The following is a 14,383-nucleotide window of genomic DNA, read 5'->3' as shown; positions in this document are numbered from 1 at the left end:
GCGGGCGCGGACTTGCGCACGCCGTCGAACAAGGACGATCCGCGTGCCTTCAGGGGCATGCCGGTGCCCGAGACCGGCTTTGCGGGCCTGACCTGGCGCTTCGCCCGGCGCAAGCCGGTGATCGCGGCGGTCAACGGCCTGGCGCTGGGCGGCGGGTTCGAGGCGGCGCTGGCCTGCGACGTGATCGTCGCGGCCGAGAGCGCCGCCTTCGGTCTCACCGAACCCCGGGTGGGGCTGGCGGCGCTGGGCGGCGGCATCCAGCGCATCGTGCAGGAACTCGGCCCCAAGCGCGCCCACGCCATGCTGCTGACCGCAAGGCGCATCACCGCCGCACAGGCGCACGACTGGGGGTTGGTGGCCGAAGTCGTGCCCGCAGAGCAGCTGCTCGAGTGTGCCCGGCGCTGGGCGGAGGAGATCGCCGCCTGCTCGCCCGCGGCGATCGTCGCGACCAGGGCGGTGATCGGGTCCTATTATGCACTCGGCATGGAAGGTTCCAACCGCGAGATGTTCGCATTGCCCGAAGTCCGCGCCATGCTGACGGGGCCGGACGCGCGCGAAGGCGGCAAGGCCTTGTTCGAAAAGCGAACTCCGGCCTGGGCCGAGCCACAGTAATACCCAAGTCGCACGGCAGTAGGAATTAACTTCGATTAAAGGTGCCTGTGGCAAAGATCATCGAAAGAGTGCCCCGCCCGAGGGAATGACATGCGGCACGGATCGAGGATCATCACTGCAGCACTTCCCGTCCTGTTCCTTGCAGGGCACGCCGGCTCGCTCCTGCTTGCCGGCAGCGCGGGCACGCAAGCCTCGTTCGCATGGCTGATCGCCGCTCCAGTCCTCGCGGGTCTGGCCTGCCTGTATCGCGGCTGGAAGGACGGTTTCGAGGGCTGGCTTCCCGCAGGCGCGGCGATGCTGTGCTGGGCAGGCGGCATGACATCGACGATGTTCGCCACGCTGTTCCTCGACATCGTGCGCGAAGACCGGCTGAGCATGCTGCTATACGTGCTCTACGGCGTGCCGCTGATCTTCGCGCTGGCCAGCCCTGCGGACGAGAAGTGGCAGGTCCGCCTGGTCGATGCCGCGCTGGCGACGGCGCTGGGTTATCTCTACTACATCCACGTCGGCAAGCTGATCTCGCAGTCCCGCACCCCGTTCGAGACGGTCGATGCGCTGCAGCTGATGTTCGACATCGAGAACCTGTTCATCGCAGCCTTCGCGACGATCCGCTTCCTCGTGCGCACCCGGCAGCGGGCGCCGTTCTTCCGCGCGATGACGGTCTACGCGGTGGTCTACATGCTCTGCGCGGGCTACATCAATCACTACCAGTCCGCGACGGCGTACGGCGGCTGGTCCGACCTTCTCGTCGACCTGCCGTTCATGGTGCTTGCCTGGCATGCCGTCGGCGAGCCCTACCGGCAGGGACTGGGGGCAGCCGGAGGCGCACGCGCGCCCAGGATCGTGCGCGCCGGAGGGCCGCTGCTGATCCCCGCGACACTGCTGACCGTATCGGTGCTGCTGGTATCCTACGACCCGATCATCGCGATCAGCGGCTGCGTCGCGGCTTCGCTCGGCTATGGTCTGCGCACGATGCTGGTGCAACTGCGCAACTTCGAGGAGCAGGACGAACTCGCTCGCCTCTCGCACGTCGATGCGCTGACCGGCATCGCGAACCGCCGCCGCTTCGACGAGGTGCTGGCCCGCGAATGGGCACGGCGCCGGGAAAGCCCCGAGCCGCTGGCCCTGCTGATGGTGGACATCGACCATTTCAAGCAGCTCAACGACCAGTTCGGCCACGCTGTGGGCGACCAGCACTTGCGCACCGTGGCGGCCGTCCTGTCCGGCTGCGCGCGGCGCGACAGCGACCTCGTCGCGCGCTACGGCGGCGAGGAATTCGCCGCGATCCTCACCGGCATCGACCCACAGGACGCCGGCATGATCGCCGAACGCATGCGGGCATCGGTGGAAGCGCTCGGCCTGCCATCCGGGACGGGCGAGGGCGTCGTCACGATCAGCATCGGCGTCGCCTGCACCCAGGCGCTCGACACCGAGGTCGCCGTATTCGTCTCGGCTGCCGATACGGCGCTCTATGATGCCAAGCACAGCGGCCGCAACCGCGTGGCCCGCCGCAGCGCCGTGCGCCTGCGCGCCGTCGATACGCCCCCGGTCTCCACCACCGGCGGCCGAGCGGCCTGAAGCGCCTTCGCGTCGACGCTCGATAACTTATCCCTGGGGCCAGGCCGGAAACATTGACCCCAAACGCCGATTGCGCCCATCTCCGGCGCGAACGCGGTGTCGATGGAGGACGTGGAATTGGATCGGTGGCAGGCCATGAGGATTTTCGTCCGGGTGGCAGAGACCGCAAGCTTCGCCGAGGCGGCAAGGCAAATGCACCTGAGCCCGCCGGCCGTCACGCGCGCGATATCCTGTCTGGAAGACGAGATCGGCGTGCGGCTGCTGGCAAGGACCACCCGGTCGGTGAAGATGACCGAGGCCGGACAGCGCTATTTCGACGACTGCAGGCGCATCCTGGTCGATATCGCGGAGGCAGAGGCTTCGGCGGCGGGATCGCACGGCAACCCCGCCGGCACGCTCGTCGTCACTGCGCCGGTCATGTTCGGGCAGATGCACGTGCTTCCCGTCCTGCTGGAATATCTCGATCTCTACCCGCGCGTGACTGGCAGAAGCCTGTTCCTCGACCGCAGCGTGAACATCATCGAGGAAGGAATCGATGTGGCGGTCAGGATCGGCAATCTGCCGCCGTCGGGCCTGACCGCCACGCGCGTGGGCTGGGTGCGCCGCGTAATCTGCGGCGCGCCGTCCTATTTTGCCGAGCACGGCGTGCCCCGATCCCCCGCCGATCTTGCCGAGCACCGCGTCATCATGCCGACCGGCGCCTGGGTTTCGCCCGAGTGGCATTTCGGCCCGGATTCGCGCACCAGCGTCACCGTTCACCCGCGCCTGCTGTGCAACACCAACCAGGCCGCCATAGCCGCAGCCGAACAGGGCTGGGGCATCACCCGCGTGCTGTCCTACCAGATCGATCCGGCACTGGCGCAGGGCCGTCTCCAGTCGGTGCTCGACGATCATGCGGAAAGCCCGATGCCGATACACGTGGTCCATGGCGAGGGCCGACGCGCGACCGCCAAAGTACGCGCGTTCGTCGATCTCGCCGTTGAAACGCTGCGAAACAATCCCCTTCTTCAATAGCGGCCATCGCGCGATAATTCCAATTATCGGAACAATGACTTTCAAAATTGCCGAATTATCGCTTCGATCAGTAAGAATTATATCTCCCTCCAGAAGCTGACGCAGATCGCTCAGCGGTTTCGACGAGGGTGGAAAAAATGACCAAGCAACTGATCCTGTCCCTGATGCTGGCGGGCGCGGCCATCGCCGCTCCTAGCGGTGCAATGGCGGCCACTACGCAGCAGATCACCGCGTCCAGCACGGCGCCGGCGACCGTTCACTACCGCACCGCGACCATCGAGGGCGTGAAGATGGCCTACCGCGAAGCCGGCCCGGCCGATGGCCCGGTGGTGCTGTTGCTGCACGGCTTTCCCACGTCCTCGCACATGTTCCGCAACCTGATCCCGTCGCTGGCGGATCGCTATCACGTGATCGCCCCTGACTATCCCGGCTTCGGCGAGAGCGATGCGCCCGATCACAAGCAGTTCGCTTACAGCTTCGCGCACTATGCCGACATGGTCGATGCGCTGATGGGCCAGATCGGTGCCCAGCGCTATGCGATGTACGTCATGGATTACGGCGCGCCCGTGGGCTACCGGCTGGCGCTCAAGCACCGCGAGCGGGTGAGCGGGCTGATCGTCCAGAACGGCAACGCCTATGACGAAGGGCTCGGCGCGTTCTGGGACCCGATCAAGACCTACTGGAAGAGCGGATCGGCCAAGGACCGGGCAGCGCAGGCCTGGCTGGTGACGCCGAAGGCGACCAAGTTCCAGTACACCGACGGCGTCCGTGACGTATCGCGGATCAGCCCGGACAACTGGGTCCACGACCAGGCGCTGCTCGACCGGCCGGGCAACAGCGAGATCCAGCTCGACCTGTTCTACGACTATCGCACCAATGTGCCGCTCTACCCGCAGTTCCAGCAGTTCTTCCGCGAGCGCAAGCCGCCGACGATCATCCTGTGGGGCAAGAACGACACGATCTTCCCCGAGCCCGGCGCGCACCCGTATATGCGGGATCTGCCCGAGGCCGAACTCCACATCCTCGATACCGGGCATTTCGCGCTCGAGGACAAGCTGGACGAGATGGCGCCGCTGATCCGGGATTTCCTCGATCGCAAGGTCGCGCCGCGCTGAACGAGGGCGGGGGCAGTCGCGAACTGCCCCCGCCTCAAATCGGAAGATACGCCATGTCTTACGGATTTCTCGATATCGCCATGACCCCCAGCGTCCGCGCGGCGCAGGCGGAGATGGGCGCGGACAGGCAGTGGGCCCATTTCGAGGGGAACCGCGAATTCGACCGGTTCACCGCGAACGAGGCCGCCTTCATCGCCGCGCGCGACAGCTTCTACATGGGGTCCGTCTCGGAAGACGGCTGGCCTTATGTCCAGCACCGCGGCGGCCCCGCCGGGTTCCTCAAGATGGTCGACGAGCGCACGCTGGCCTTCGCCGACTATCGCGGCAACCGCCAGTACATCAGCACCGGCAATCTGGCCGCGAACGACCGGGCCTCGCTGTTCCTGATGGACTATCCGCGCCGCATGCGGCTCAAGATCTATGCCCATGTCGACAAGCTGTCGCTTGACGAGGACCCGGCACTGACCGAACGCGTCATGGACAAGGGCTACAAGGCGCGGCCCGAGCGCATCTTCCGGTTCCGGCTGAAGGCGTTCGACTGGAATTGCCCCCAGCACATCACCCCCCGCTTCACCGAGCGGGAGATCGAACAGGCGGTGCGCCCGCTGCACGAGCGGATGGCCGAACTGGAAGCAGAGAACGCAGCCCTGCGCCTCCGGCTCGAAAAACGAGGAGAAGCATGATGGAAAGTCCACGCCCGCCTTTGCCGCCCTTCACGCTGGAGACGGCGGCCGAGAAGGTCCGCCTTGCCGAGGATGGCTGGAACAGCCGTGATCCCGAAAAGGTCGCGCTGGCTTATACGCCGGACAGCCAGTGGCGCAATCGCGGCGAATTCCTGAACGGCCGCCCCGCCATCATCGCGTTCCTGACGCGCAAGTGGCAGCGGGAGCTGGATTACCGGCTGATCAAGGAGCTGTGGGCCTTTCGTGACAACCGCATCGCCGTGCGCTTCGCATACGAATGGCATGACGACAGCGGCAACTGGTTCCGCTCGTATGGCAACGAGAACTGGGAATTCGACGAAACCGGGCTGATGCAAAGGCGCCTTGCCTGCATCAACGACACGCCGATCGCAGTGGAAGACCGGCGCTTTCACTGGCCCCTGGGCCGGCGTCCCGACGCACATACGGGTCTTGGCGATCTCGGATTTTAGAGGGTGACGGCATCGGGGCCAGTCACCGGATCGTCGGTCCGGATGACGGGACGTCGGTGGCAGGCGGCGGTGTTGGGCTGCAATCCCTTGCCATCATCCGCCCGCGAGCCCGCCGGCGAAGCCCGCGGCTCATCTCGAGGATGCTACGTCCAGAACCGCTTGGCGCCGATCAGGCTGTCATGATGGGCGGCGGCCTGCTCCAGCAGGGCTGCCTTTGCCTTCGGGTCGCCCGCGCGTCCATCCGCATCCCCGCCGGTGATGCCGAGCCGCCGCAGCGTTTCTGACGCCGCGGACAGGTCGTTGAGGTTGCCGAGGCTGTCTTGCAGGTCTTCGAGGGCCGACAGGAAGCGCTTGAACCGCCGGCGATCGCGTTTGCGGTCGTACAATGCAGCGAAGAACTCCGTGGCGTAGCGCAGCTTCTTGGCCGATTTGCGCAGTTCGTGGCGGCTCTCGTCGTCCAGCGCCTCAAGTCCGTGGCCCTGCCGCTTTACCTTCTTGCGCAGTTTGCGCAGGGTCCTCGCCGCGAAGCCGGGCACCGGTGTCGCCGCGGCCTCGGCGTTGGTGTCGTCGCGCAGCCACTCGCCCATGCTCAGCCATTCTAAGAGATCGATCATGAGCCCTCGCGCCCGCGCCGATTGCAGGGCGATGCCCACCGCGTCGTAGGCCGCGGCCCGGGCTTCCAGCAATTGCGTCCTGATCGCACTCTGCCCGGTCCGCTTGAGCAGCACGTCGATGTCGCGTGCCTTCCCGAGTTCGGCCGCCAGCCAGCGCAGTTCCGTGTTCAGCCTCGGCACGGTACGATCGACGAACACGCTCTTGTGGATGGTGAGCGCGGACCGCAGCCGCCGGATCGCCACGCGGGCCTGATGGAGCGCTGAGGCATCCCGGTGATCCAGCACGAGCGGGAGGTTGAGGCGATAGTGGCGCAGGCAGGCGAAACCGATGGCCTGAAGCGCACTGGCCACCGTCATGCTTTCGTCCAGCGCCACGCGGTGCGCCTTGGTGGCGGTCGGTGCGGGGCCGAGAAGCCGGTAACCGCGTTCCGCCTTGCTCATCACGCCAAGCTGGACCGGAGCCACCGCGTCGATTTTCCGGGCAAGCGCGAAGATCGCGGCCGGATCGCCGCTCTTGTGCTCCAGCTCGACCTCTGCGAACGACGTCTTGCGATCTCCGGCGATCACGCGGCCGTCGTCGAGCGAAATCTCGATGCCGCCGTCCATCCACTGGCGGCGTTCGTTCTCGACGGCGAAAACAGGCGCGATCGCTTCGGTGCCGGTGCCGATCAGGGCGCGGACCGGGCTGGTATGATCGAGCACGGGCTGGTCGTCCGCGACTTTGAATTCCCATTCCGGCCGAACGAACAGGCCCGCGGTGGCGCCGGAAGCCTTGACCGTCTGGACCCGGCGGTCGCCTTCCCGGCGGATGCGCAGCGACAGCCCGCCGCGCAGCAGGCTCTGGTCGGGCGTGTCGAAGTAGATGGCGCGCTGTGACACGGCGCCCGGCGCAGCAGCCAGCAGCTCCGACGCGCCGAGGGCATCCATGCCCGCCGCATCCAGCTCCAGCTTCAGTTCCATTTCCATGCCTCTGGACGGCTTGGGGGTCATCGGTTCGCCTCTTGTCCTGCCTTATCGGTGACCAACGGGCGAGCCGGCAAATCGTGACAGCGCGTACACCGATCGATCGCTTTTCCGGCTCATGCCGGCACGATCTCTATATTGGGATGGTCTGCGAAGACCTGCATCACGACGTCGAAGTAAGTGGTGCCCAAGCCGCTTTCCAGCGCGGCCAGCTGATCGACGATGGGAGAGCCGTTGAACATCGTTCTCGTCTTCAGCCGTTCGCGCAGGAAGGCGCAGGTCGCCTTGCGGCCCAGCGCGGCGCGCGTCGCGGCGATGTCCTTCCAGACGAAGCGGACAGGCTCGCGCCCTGCGATGGCGCCGTAGCCGCCGTAGAGCACGTCGTTCAGGGCATCGAGGCTTTCGGCCAGCGCCCACGATTCTCCGTCCATGAGCAGCCGGTTCATCTGCGCATAGAACGAGGCGATGTCGGTCATGGTGCTGCCGTCGATCTCGAACTGCCTGGGCGCCATCGTGCCGCCGTCATCCCGGTTTCGCGGCGGCTCCGGCGTCAATTCGCTCTCCTTTGCGAGAGGAAGAAGCGCATCATTTCCCGCGATGCGTTCGGCCCCAGCGGATCGGTGTAGGATGCGGAGGCGCTGCCGCCCGACCATTCATGGCCGCTTCCGTGAATGGTCCAGTCCTCGAGCAGCGTGTTCCCGCTCGACGAGCGATAGACCTTGCGCGTGAAATCCCGGCCCTTGTCGGATTTTCCATAATACGTGCGCGAAATCAGCGGGCCGGGCTGCGAGCGTTCCAGGGTGTTGAGGAAACCCGCTGCATTGGACGGATGGACGACGCGGTCCTCGTCGCCGTGGAAGACGATGGTGGGCAGGGGGCGGGTCGCCCTGCCGATGAATCCGGCCCGCCTGTCCCCGCGCATGGCGGCGAGCGCCGAGGGCAAGGTCCGGATCGTGCCGCGTGCGACCCCGGAATGGACGCCCACCGCAATGAACAGGTCCGGATAGGCCGCCCCGACGATCGCGGCGGCCGAGCCGCCCGCCGAAATGCCCGCGATGAAGACCCGTTCCGAATTGCCCGCGGCAATCGCGAAAACATGGCGGGTCAGGGCCGCGATCAGCGCCGGCTCTCCTTCGCCGCGCGCCTGGTTCCTTGGACGGTGCCAGTTCCAGCACCGCGCCAGGTTCGCCCGCTGCGACTGCTGCGGATAGAGGACGAGGCAACCCAGTTCGTTCATGCCGGTGCCGGTCGCGAAGTCGGATGCGGTCTGCGAACAACCGTGCAGCATGACGACGAGGGGGCGGTTCCGGCGCTTCGGGCCGCGCGGCGTATATAGCCGGAAGTGAATCGCGCCGTGCCGGCAATCGAACTCGTGCGCGCCGAAAGTTCAGGGCGCCGGACGCGGCTGCCGGGCCGCTGCGGGCTTTGCCTGCTTGCGCCGGGGGGCCTTCGGCAACCTGGTTCTGGGCGCCGCCGTCGGCTTGAGCCCGTCCTGCATGGCGATCAGCGCCGACATCGGGCGGCCCTTGCGGACGAGGCGTGCTGCCTTGGAGAGTGTCTTGAACAGGTCGGCCATCACGCCTTGGTGAATCTTCGTTGCTTGCACGCAAGCGCCAGAAGCGACGAACATCGCAGAGCCGGCGCCAACTGTCACCCTCCGGCGAATGGCGCCCGCTCCCCACTCCCCGCGGCCCGCATCATCCGGATGCAGCTTTTTTCCGCCACCCCATCCACAGGTGCAGGCGCGGGGCGATGCGGCCGAGCACCGCCTCCGTAATCGCCGCCAGCCCCAGCGACAGGCCGAACAGCGGCATCGCTGCCGCCAGCGCCAGTACCAGCAGGACCAGCGCCCATGAATGATGCAGCGGGGCAAGGCTCTGCGGGGCGCCGAGGCCCCCGCCGGGGCGGCGGCGCCACCACAGGACCGCGCTCGATACGCACAGCAGGACGAGCCCGGCCAGCACCGCGAGGTTGAGCAGCTGATTGGCGAGACCGGCCCAGGCGCCCTCGTGGATCGCCACGCCGTAGCCCACCGCGCGGTCGATCCAGTGGCGGTCGGCGAAGCGCTCCACGCCGACCACGCGGCCGTCGGAGGCGATCTCGGCGCTGTCGCGGCGGGGGCGGTTCTCGGCCTGGCTGCGGACCTGCCACGGGGTGCCGGGCGCTGTCGGCGGGCTGACCTCGACCGGAGCGGCGAAGTGCAGACTTGTGGCCCTCGTGATCACCGCGTTGAGGGCGGCGGGCGGCGGGGCCATGTGCGCCATCGAGCCCATAGTCATTTGGCCGTGATGCTCGGCATGTTCGGACATCATCGCGCGCATCGCGGCGTCTTCGCGGGCGCGGCGGGCGCTTTCGGTGGTGGAGCCGGCGGACCAATCCTGCCGTCCCGACGCTGTGCCGGTCACCACGCGGACCTGCCGGAAATAGTCGCCCCATGCATTCGCCCATGGCAGGCCGGAGACGATCAGGAACAGGGCGCCCAGCGATATCCAAAGGCCCGTCACGGCATGGATATCGCGCCAGAACAGCGCGCGGCCCCGGCGCAGGCGCGGGTAGAGCAGGCCAGCCAGCCTCGCCCCGCCGCGCGGCCACCACAGGAACAGGCCGGTCAGCAGCATCACCAGCGTCCAGCACGCGGCCGTCTCGACCAGCGCGGAGCCCAGGTTCCCGGCCAGCAATTCGCCGTGGAGGCGAAAGACGACCCGCATGAGGCGGTCCTCCTCGGGCACCTGATGAAGCACCGCGCCGGTCTGGGGATCGACCCAGACGCGCACGTCTCCGGCGCCCCTGCCGACGAGGATTTGCACCGCATCACGCGGGCTTTCGGGCAGGACGTACTTGTGCAGCACCGAACCCGGCACCGCCGCGACGGCGCTGGCGGCGATCGCCTCGGGCGCCAGCGCCGGTCCGGAGGCGACATTGCGGTAAGGTGCGTAGATCACGGCTTCGATCTGCGGCTTGAACAAGTAGAGGCCGCCCGTCACCGAAAGCCAGAGCACGAAAGGCAGGCAGAACAGCCCCGCGTAAAAATGCCAGCGCCAGACCGCACGATACCAGCGTTCGGTGCGCGGCCCGGCAGGGATCGTCGCGGTGCTCACAGCGTCCATCCCGCTTCGAGGAGGAAGCTGCGCTGCGGGTAGGGGTGGTAGACCCAGGCCCTGTCGTTGGTGATGTTGTCGATGCCGGCGCTGACCCGAAGCTGCTGCGTCACGTCCCAGCTGACGCGGGCGTCGAGCGCGAACAGCTCGGACGTATAGCCGTAGGTATCGCCGCGCTGGAGGCCGAACAGGTCGGTGTTGGGGCGGCTGGCATAGCGCACGCCGATGGAGACGAGCACCGGCTCTGCCACCCGGTAGCGCAGGTTGCCGTTGAGGCGCCAGCGCGGGATGCGGGGGAATTGCACGCCCTCGGCGGCCGGGGCGGCGTCGTTGCGCACGGTGACGGAATCGATCCAGGCGGCGTTGGCGTCGATGTCGAGTCCGGGGATGAGGACGTCGCGGGCTTCGGCGATCAGTTCGAAGCCGTACTGGCGAGTGACGTCGACGTTCTTGAAGTTCGAGGTGCTCACCCCGTTCTGGTTGAAGCCGTAGAACGCGAAGATCGTGTCCTTCACCCGCTGCCAGAACGCCGAGCCGGTCAGCTTCACATGGCCGAAGTCGTGCGCCACGAGAAGGTTCGCGTCGGTCGAGCGCTCGGGCCTCAGGTTCGGATCGAAGCTGTCTTCGTTGAAGGTGCCGTCGCCGTTCAGGCTGCCCTGGAACAGTTCGCCCACGGTGGGGAAGCGCACCGCCCTGGCGAGGCTGAGCTGCACGCGGGTGTCGGGATCGACGGCCCATTCCAGCGATGCCTTGGGCTGGAAGCCGGTGGCATGGCGGCCGTCGTAACGGTTGGTGACCACCGCGCCCGCCGTGCTCACGCGGGCGAGGCCGCCGTCGAAGGCGCGCCAGTCCTCGTAGCGGGCGCCCAGTGTCAGGGTTACCGGATCGAGCGGGATGCGCAGTTCTCCCCATGCGGCAAGGTTACGCGTCTTGCCGAAGGTACGGGTGGAGATCGCATTGCCCGTATCGCTGCGCCAGTTTGCCAAGGTGTAGTTGGTGAGGTCGGTCTTGTAGAGATTCGCGCTGCCGCCGCCCGCAAGTTCGACGCTGCCGAGGTGCGCGGTGGCCGAGAGTTCTCCGGTCCACCAGTAGGTCGGCCCCTGCCGGGCAAGGCGGCCCGCGCCGTCGTTGGCGCCGTTGGTCCAACCGGTCGAGGTGAAGCCGTCCGAGCGCAGGATCTGGTAGGTGGAGACGTTCGCCTGCACCTCCACCGCATCGGACAGCGGGGCGGAGAGCTTGAGGCCCGCCAGCAGTTCGTCCCGCACGGTGCGCGACCAGTTGGCGCCGCTGGCGGTGTAGTTCCTGCCACCTGCCGAGACGAGGCCGCCACATACCGCATTACCGCCCGCATCGCGCAAGTAGCAGTCGGGAGCGGTCTGGCTGTCGAGGTTGTGCCAGTAGGCCAGCAGGAACTCGCCGGTCACGCCCGATGCGCCGTCGTAGCCGAGGCGCAGCTTGGCCTGATCCTGCGTGGTTTTGGCCGGGCTCTGCGCGGCGAAGATCGGGTTGGTGCTAGTGCCCGGCGAACCGGCGACGGCCTGTCTGGGATCGACGATTGCGCCGGTCACTGCGGTCACGGCGGCGGTGCCGGTGGAGGGCGTCAGGCCGTAGAACATCTGCGGATGGCCGGTGTTGCGGAAATGGCGGCCCGAGATGCGCACGGACCACGGGCCTTCTTTCTGCCGAAAACCGAACCCGGCCTCGGCGGAATAGCCGTAGTACGTGTCGTGGGTGCCGTACTGGTCGTAGGGCTGGGCCATGGCCTGCATGGTGGCGAAGGCCTCGGTCTTCTCGGGCGAGCGGGTGGTGATGTTGACCACGCCGCCCATCGCATTGCCCGCATAGCGTGCCGAGTAAGGGCCGTAGACGACGTCGAACTGCTCCACCTCGCCGGGGCCGACGACGCCCCACTTGGGCGCATAGGCGAAGGAGTTGCCGAGGAAGTTGGACACCGTGAAGCCGTCCACCATCACCACCGTCCGTGCGCTCTGAGTGGAATGGGTGCCGCGAAAGCCCGGTACGCCGTTGGAGTCTCCGGCATAGCGGGTGCGCACGAAGAAGTCGGGCGCGTACTTCATGAGGTCTTCGACGTTGCGGGCGTTGACGCCCTCGAACTGTTCGTCGCCGAGACTGACCGACAACCCGCGCGCGTCGAGGCTGATGTCGCGGTCGCGCTGGCCGACGACGAGGATGGTGGATTCGTCCGCCTCTTCGGCGAAGGCATGGACGGGAAACAGGGCAAGCGGAGCCGCGCCGAGCGCGAGCAATCTACGGAGCATGGAAAATTCACCTGAACGGCCCGCACTGGAGGCGGGCGAGTAGCTGTAGGCCGCGAAACGGCCGGGCTTTTACGGGTTCAGATGAAGCGCGGCGGCGCCTGACTGGGCGGCCTGATCCGGGCGCCGGTCGCAGGCAGTGCGAGGTCGCGGCGCAGGATCGCGGCGACGAAGACGAAAGCCAGCGCCGCCAGTACCAGCGGCGCGAAGTCGGCGCCGGTCAGTGCCGCGCTCAGCGGGGCGAAGGCGCACGGGTGGTCGGCGGTGGTGGCGCCATTGTCCGGATGGGCGCCCTTGACGGGAATCTCCACGGTCATCGTCGTGCCCGAACAGAGCATGACGACTGTGCCGGTCTCGGACGCGGTGGGCATGTAGCCGGTGGGGACCAGCGCCTTGAGGCACAGCGCGGCGGCCAGCAGCAATGCCGCAAGCGCCGGACGGTGCCGGAAGAAGTGCCTGATGGTGCCCACGGGCGGGTTCTTAGCGGGTCGGAAGGAGGAAGGGAAGAAGTCCTGGGGCCATTGCCCCAGACCCCCATACTGTCGTCGCTGCGCGTGCAGCCACCTCAGCTCCTCATGGCGCCGCAGGCTTTTTGTCTTCCGGCTCGAAGTGGGCGCGAAACGCGGCCGCGCGCATATCCTCGACAGTAAAGGGGTCTGGGGCGCCAAAGTGTTCGGGGGCCCCAGGACTTCCTCTTAGTTCCAACCGATGACCGATTTCACTTCCAGATATTCGTGGAACCCGAACTCGCCCCACTCGCGCCCGTTGCCCGAGCGCTTGTAGCCGCCGAACGGCGCGTGGAAGTCGAAGCCGCCGTTCACCCAGATCGCCCCCGTGCGCATCCGGCGCGAGACGGCGCGGCAGGTGTCCAGATCCTCGCCCGAGACGTAGCCGCCGAGGCCGAAATTCGAATCGTTGGCGATCCGCACTGCGTCGTCGATGTCATCGTAGGGGATGACGACCAGCACCGGGCCGAAGATTTCCTCGCGGGCGATGACCATGTCGTTGGTGCCGACGAACACGGTCGGTTTCACGTACCAGCCCTTGTCCAGGCCCTCGGGGCGGCCGAGGCCACCGGCGATCAGCTGCGCGCCTTCTTCAAGGCCCTTCTCGATGTACTGCTGGATAATGTTGTACTGCGATTTGGACACGACCGGTCCCATCGCCACATCGCTCTGCGGGTCGCCCACGGTGACGCCGCTGGCGGCCTCGGCGGCGGCGCGTTTCACATCGTCGAGGCGGGAGGCGGGGACCAGCAGGCGCGAACCGGCCGAGCAGGTCTGGCCGGAATTGCCCATCATGCCCGCCGTCGCGCCCGCGACGTTCGCCGCGAGAGAGGCATCGTCGAGCACGATCCACGCGCTCTTGCCGCCGAGTTCGAGGCCGACGCGCTTGACGGTGTCGGCGGCGTCCTTCTGGATCTGCACGCCCACGGGTTCGGAGCCGGTGAAGGAGATCATGTCGACGTCCTCATGCCGGGACAGCGCCGCGCCGATCACCGAGCCCTGGCCCTGGATCATGTTGAACACGCCAGCCGGGACGCCCGCCTTGTCGAGAATCTCGGCGAGGATCTGCGCGGAATAGGGCGCGAGTTGCGGGGGCTTTAGGATCATCGTGCAGCCTGCCGCCAGCGCCGGGAAGATTTTCACGCAGGTCTGGTTCATCGGCCAGTTCCACGGCGTGATCAGGCCGCAGACGCCGATCGGTTCCTTGCGGATCAGGGTAACGCCGCGCTGTTCCTCGAACTTGAACTCCTTCAGCACCTCGATCGCGGTGCCGAGGTGGCCTTTGCCGAGCAGGGTGTGAAAGCCGTTGGCGAGGCCCTTGGGAGCGCCCATCTCGACCATGATCGCCTCGCCGAGTTCGGCTTCGCGGCGTTCGTATTCGGCCTGGATGGCTTCGAGAAGGTCGAGGCGGTCCTTGACGCTGCTATCGCCATACGTGGCGAAGGCGCGGCGGG

The 14,383-nt window shown here is 67.1% G+C and carries 13 protein-coding genes and 1 pseudogene; 6 read left to right on the top strand and 8 right to left on the bottom strand.

Annotated elements, in window-relative coordinates; all coding sequences use genetic code 11:
* From LH128_RS17690 to LH128_RS17665, 6 genes are all read left to right on the top strand, one after another.
* Window positions 1-612 (top strand): enoyl-CoA hydratase-related protein (locus LH128_RS17690; RefSeq protein ID WP_008831039.1); only part of this gene is annotated, 612 nt, incomplete at its 5' end.
* Between the two features lie 90 nt (window positions 613-702).
* On the top strand, window positions 703-2,190 hold the full coding sequence (locus tag LH128_RS17685; protein ID WP_008831038.1) for a GGDEF domain-containing protein: 1,488 nt from the start codon (window positions 703-705) through the stop codon (window positions 2,188-2,190).
* A 102-nt stretch (window positions 2,191-2,292) separates the two neighbouring features.
* Window positions 2,293-3,204 (top strand): LysR family transcriptional regulator, encoded by a 912-nt coding sequence (locus LH128_RS17680; RefSeq protein ID WP_248006007.1) that lies wholly within the window; start codon window positions 2,293-2,295, stop codon window positions 3,202-3,204.
* Window positions 3,205-3,341: 137 nt separating this feature from the next.
* Window positions 3,342-4,319, top strand: a complete 978-nt coding sequence (locus tag LH128_RS17675; protein ID WP_008831036.1) for an alpha/beta fold hydrolase — start codon at window positions 3,342-3,344, stop codon at window positions 4,317-4,319.
* 53 nt (window positions 4,320-4,372) lie between these two features.
* Window positions 4,373-5,002 (top strand): pyridoxamine 5'-phosphate oxidase family protein, encoded by a 630-nt coding sequence (locus LH128_RS17670; RefSeq protein ID WP_008831035.1) that lies wholly within the window; start codon window positions 4,373-4,375, stop codon window positions 5,000-5,002.
* On the top strand, window positions 5,002-5,472 hold the full coding sequence (locus tag LH128_RS17665) for a nuclear transport factor 2 family protein (protein WP_008831034.1): 471 nt from the start codon (window positions 5,002-5,004) through the stop codon (window positions 5,470-5,472). Before LH128_RS17670 ends, LH128_RS17665 begins: the two co-directional genes overlap by 1 nt.
* Before the next feature lie 143 nt (window positions 5,473-5,615).
* Here LH128_RS17665 and LH128_RS17660 read toward each other — a convergent pair whose 3' ends face one another.
* From LH128_RS17660 to LH128_RS17625, 8 genes and pseudogenes are all read right to left on the bottom strand, one after another.
* On the bottom strand, window positions 5,616-7,046 hold the full coding sequence (locus LH128_RS17660; protein ID WP_327195207.1) for a CYTH and CHAD domain-containing protein: 1,431 nt from the start codon (window positions 7,044-7,046) through the stop codon (window positions 5,616-5,618).
* A 119-nt stretch (window positions 7,047-7,165) separates the two neighbouring features.
* Entirely contained in the window at window positions 7,166-7,603 is a 438-nt protein-coding gene (locus LH128_RS17655) for a barstar family protein (protein WP_008831032.1), read from the bottom strand.
* Window positions 7,600-8,406 (bottom strand): annotated as a pseudogene (locus LH128_RS17650) (extracellular catalytic domain type 1 short-chain-length polyhydroxyalkanoate depolymerase); the annotation flags it as partial. The pseudogene LH128_RS17650 and the gene LH128_RS17655, both read right to left, overlap by 4 nt.
* Before the next feature lie 30 nt (window positions 8,407-8,436).
* Window positions 8,437-8,625 carry a hypothetical protein gene (locus LH128_RS34635; protein WP_008831030.1) on the bottom strand — a complete coding sequence of 63 codons (189 nt, stop codon included), beginning with the start codon at window positions 8,623-8,625 and terminating at the stop codon, window positions 8,437-8,439.
* A 121-nt stretch (window positions 8,626-8,746) separates the two neighbouring features.
* The gene (locus tag LH128_RS17640; RefSeq protein WP_051211516.1) at window positions 8,747-10,156 is read right to left on the bottom strand and encodes a PepSY-associated TM helix domain-containing protein; all 1,410 of its coding nucleotides are present in this window, start codon (window positions 10,154-10,156) and stop codon (window positions 8,747-8,749) included.
* Complete coding sequence (locus tag LH128_RS17635) at window positions 10,144-12,426, bottom strand: TonB-dependent receptor (protein ID WP_037520039.1); 2,283 nt, start codon at window positions 12,424-12,426, stop codon at window positions 10,144-10,146. The genes LH128_RS17640 and LH128_RS17635 overlap by 13 nt, the downstream gene beginning before the upstream one ends.
* 77 nt (window positions 12,427-12,503) lie before the next feature.
* Window positions 12,504-12,893, bottom strand: a complete 390-nt coding sequence (locus tag LH128_RS17630) for a hypothetical protein (protein WP_008831027.1) — start codon at window positions 12,891-12,893, stop codon at window positions 12,504-12,506.
* Window positions 12,894-13,118: 225 nt separating this feature from the next.
* Window positions 13,119-14,383 (bottom strand): aldehyde dehydrogenase family protein (locus tag LH128_RS17625; RefSeq protein ID WP_008831026.1); only part of this gene is annotated, 1,265 nt, incomplete at its 5' end.

The sequence above is a fragment of the Sphingomonas sp. LH128 genome (genome assembly GCF_000293195.2).
Classification (GTDB): domain Bacteria; phylum Pseudomonadota; class Alphaproteobacteria; order Sphingomonadales; family Sphingomonadaceae; genus Novosphingobium; species Novosphingobium resinovorum_A.
This window is presented reverse-complemented; position numbering and strand designations above follow the sequence as displayed.

Bases quoted from the DNA above. Each gene is read 5' to 3' on its own strand.
- LH128_RS17675 (WP_008831036.1), top strand. From the start codon at position 3,342: ATGACCAAGCAACTGATCCTGTCCCTGATGCTGGCGGGCGCGGCCATC.
- LH128_RS17670 (WP_008831035.1), top strand. From the start codon at position 4,373: ATGTCTTACGGATTTCTCGATATCGCCATGACCCCCAGCGTCCGCGCG.
- LH128_RS17660 (WP_327195207.1), bottom strand. From the start codon at position 7,046: ATGGAACTGAAGCTGGAGCTGGATGCGGCGGGCATGGATGCCCTCGGC.
- LH128_RS17640 (WP_051211516.1), bottom strand. From the start codon at position 10,156: ATGGACGCTGTGAGCACCGCGACGATCCCTGCCGGGCCGCGCACCGAA.
- LH128_RS17680 (WP_248006007.1), top strand. From the start codon at position 2,293: ATGGAGGACGTGGAATTGGATCGGTGGCAGGCCATGAGGATTTTCGTC.
- LH128_RS17665 (WP_008831034.1), top strand. From the start codon at position 5,002: ATGGAAAGTCCACGCCCGCCTTTGCCGCCCTTCACGCTGGAGACGGCG.
- LH128_RS34635 (WP_008831030.1), bottom strand. From the start codon at position 8,625: ATGGCCGACCTGTTCAAGACACTCTCCAAGGCAGCACGCCTCGTCCGC.
- LH128_RS17635 (WP_037520039.1), bottom strand. From the start codon at position 12,426: ATGCTCCGTAGATTGCTCGCGCTCGGCGCGGCTCCGCTTGCCCTGTTT.
- LH128_RS17685 (WP_008831038.1), top strand. From the start codon at position 703: ATGCGGCACGGATCGAGGATCATCACTGCAGCACTTCCCGTCCTGTTC.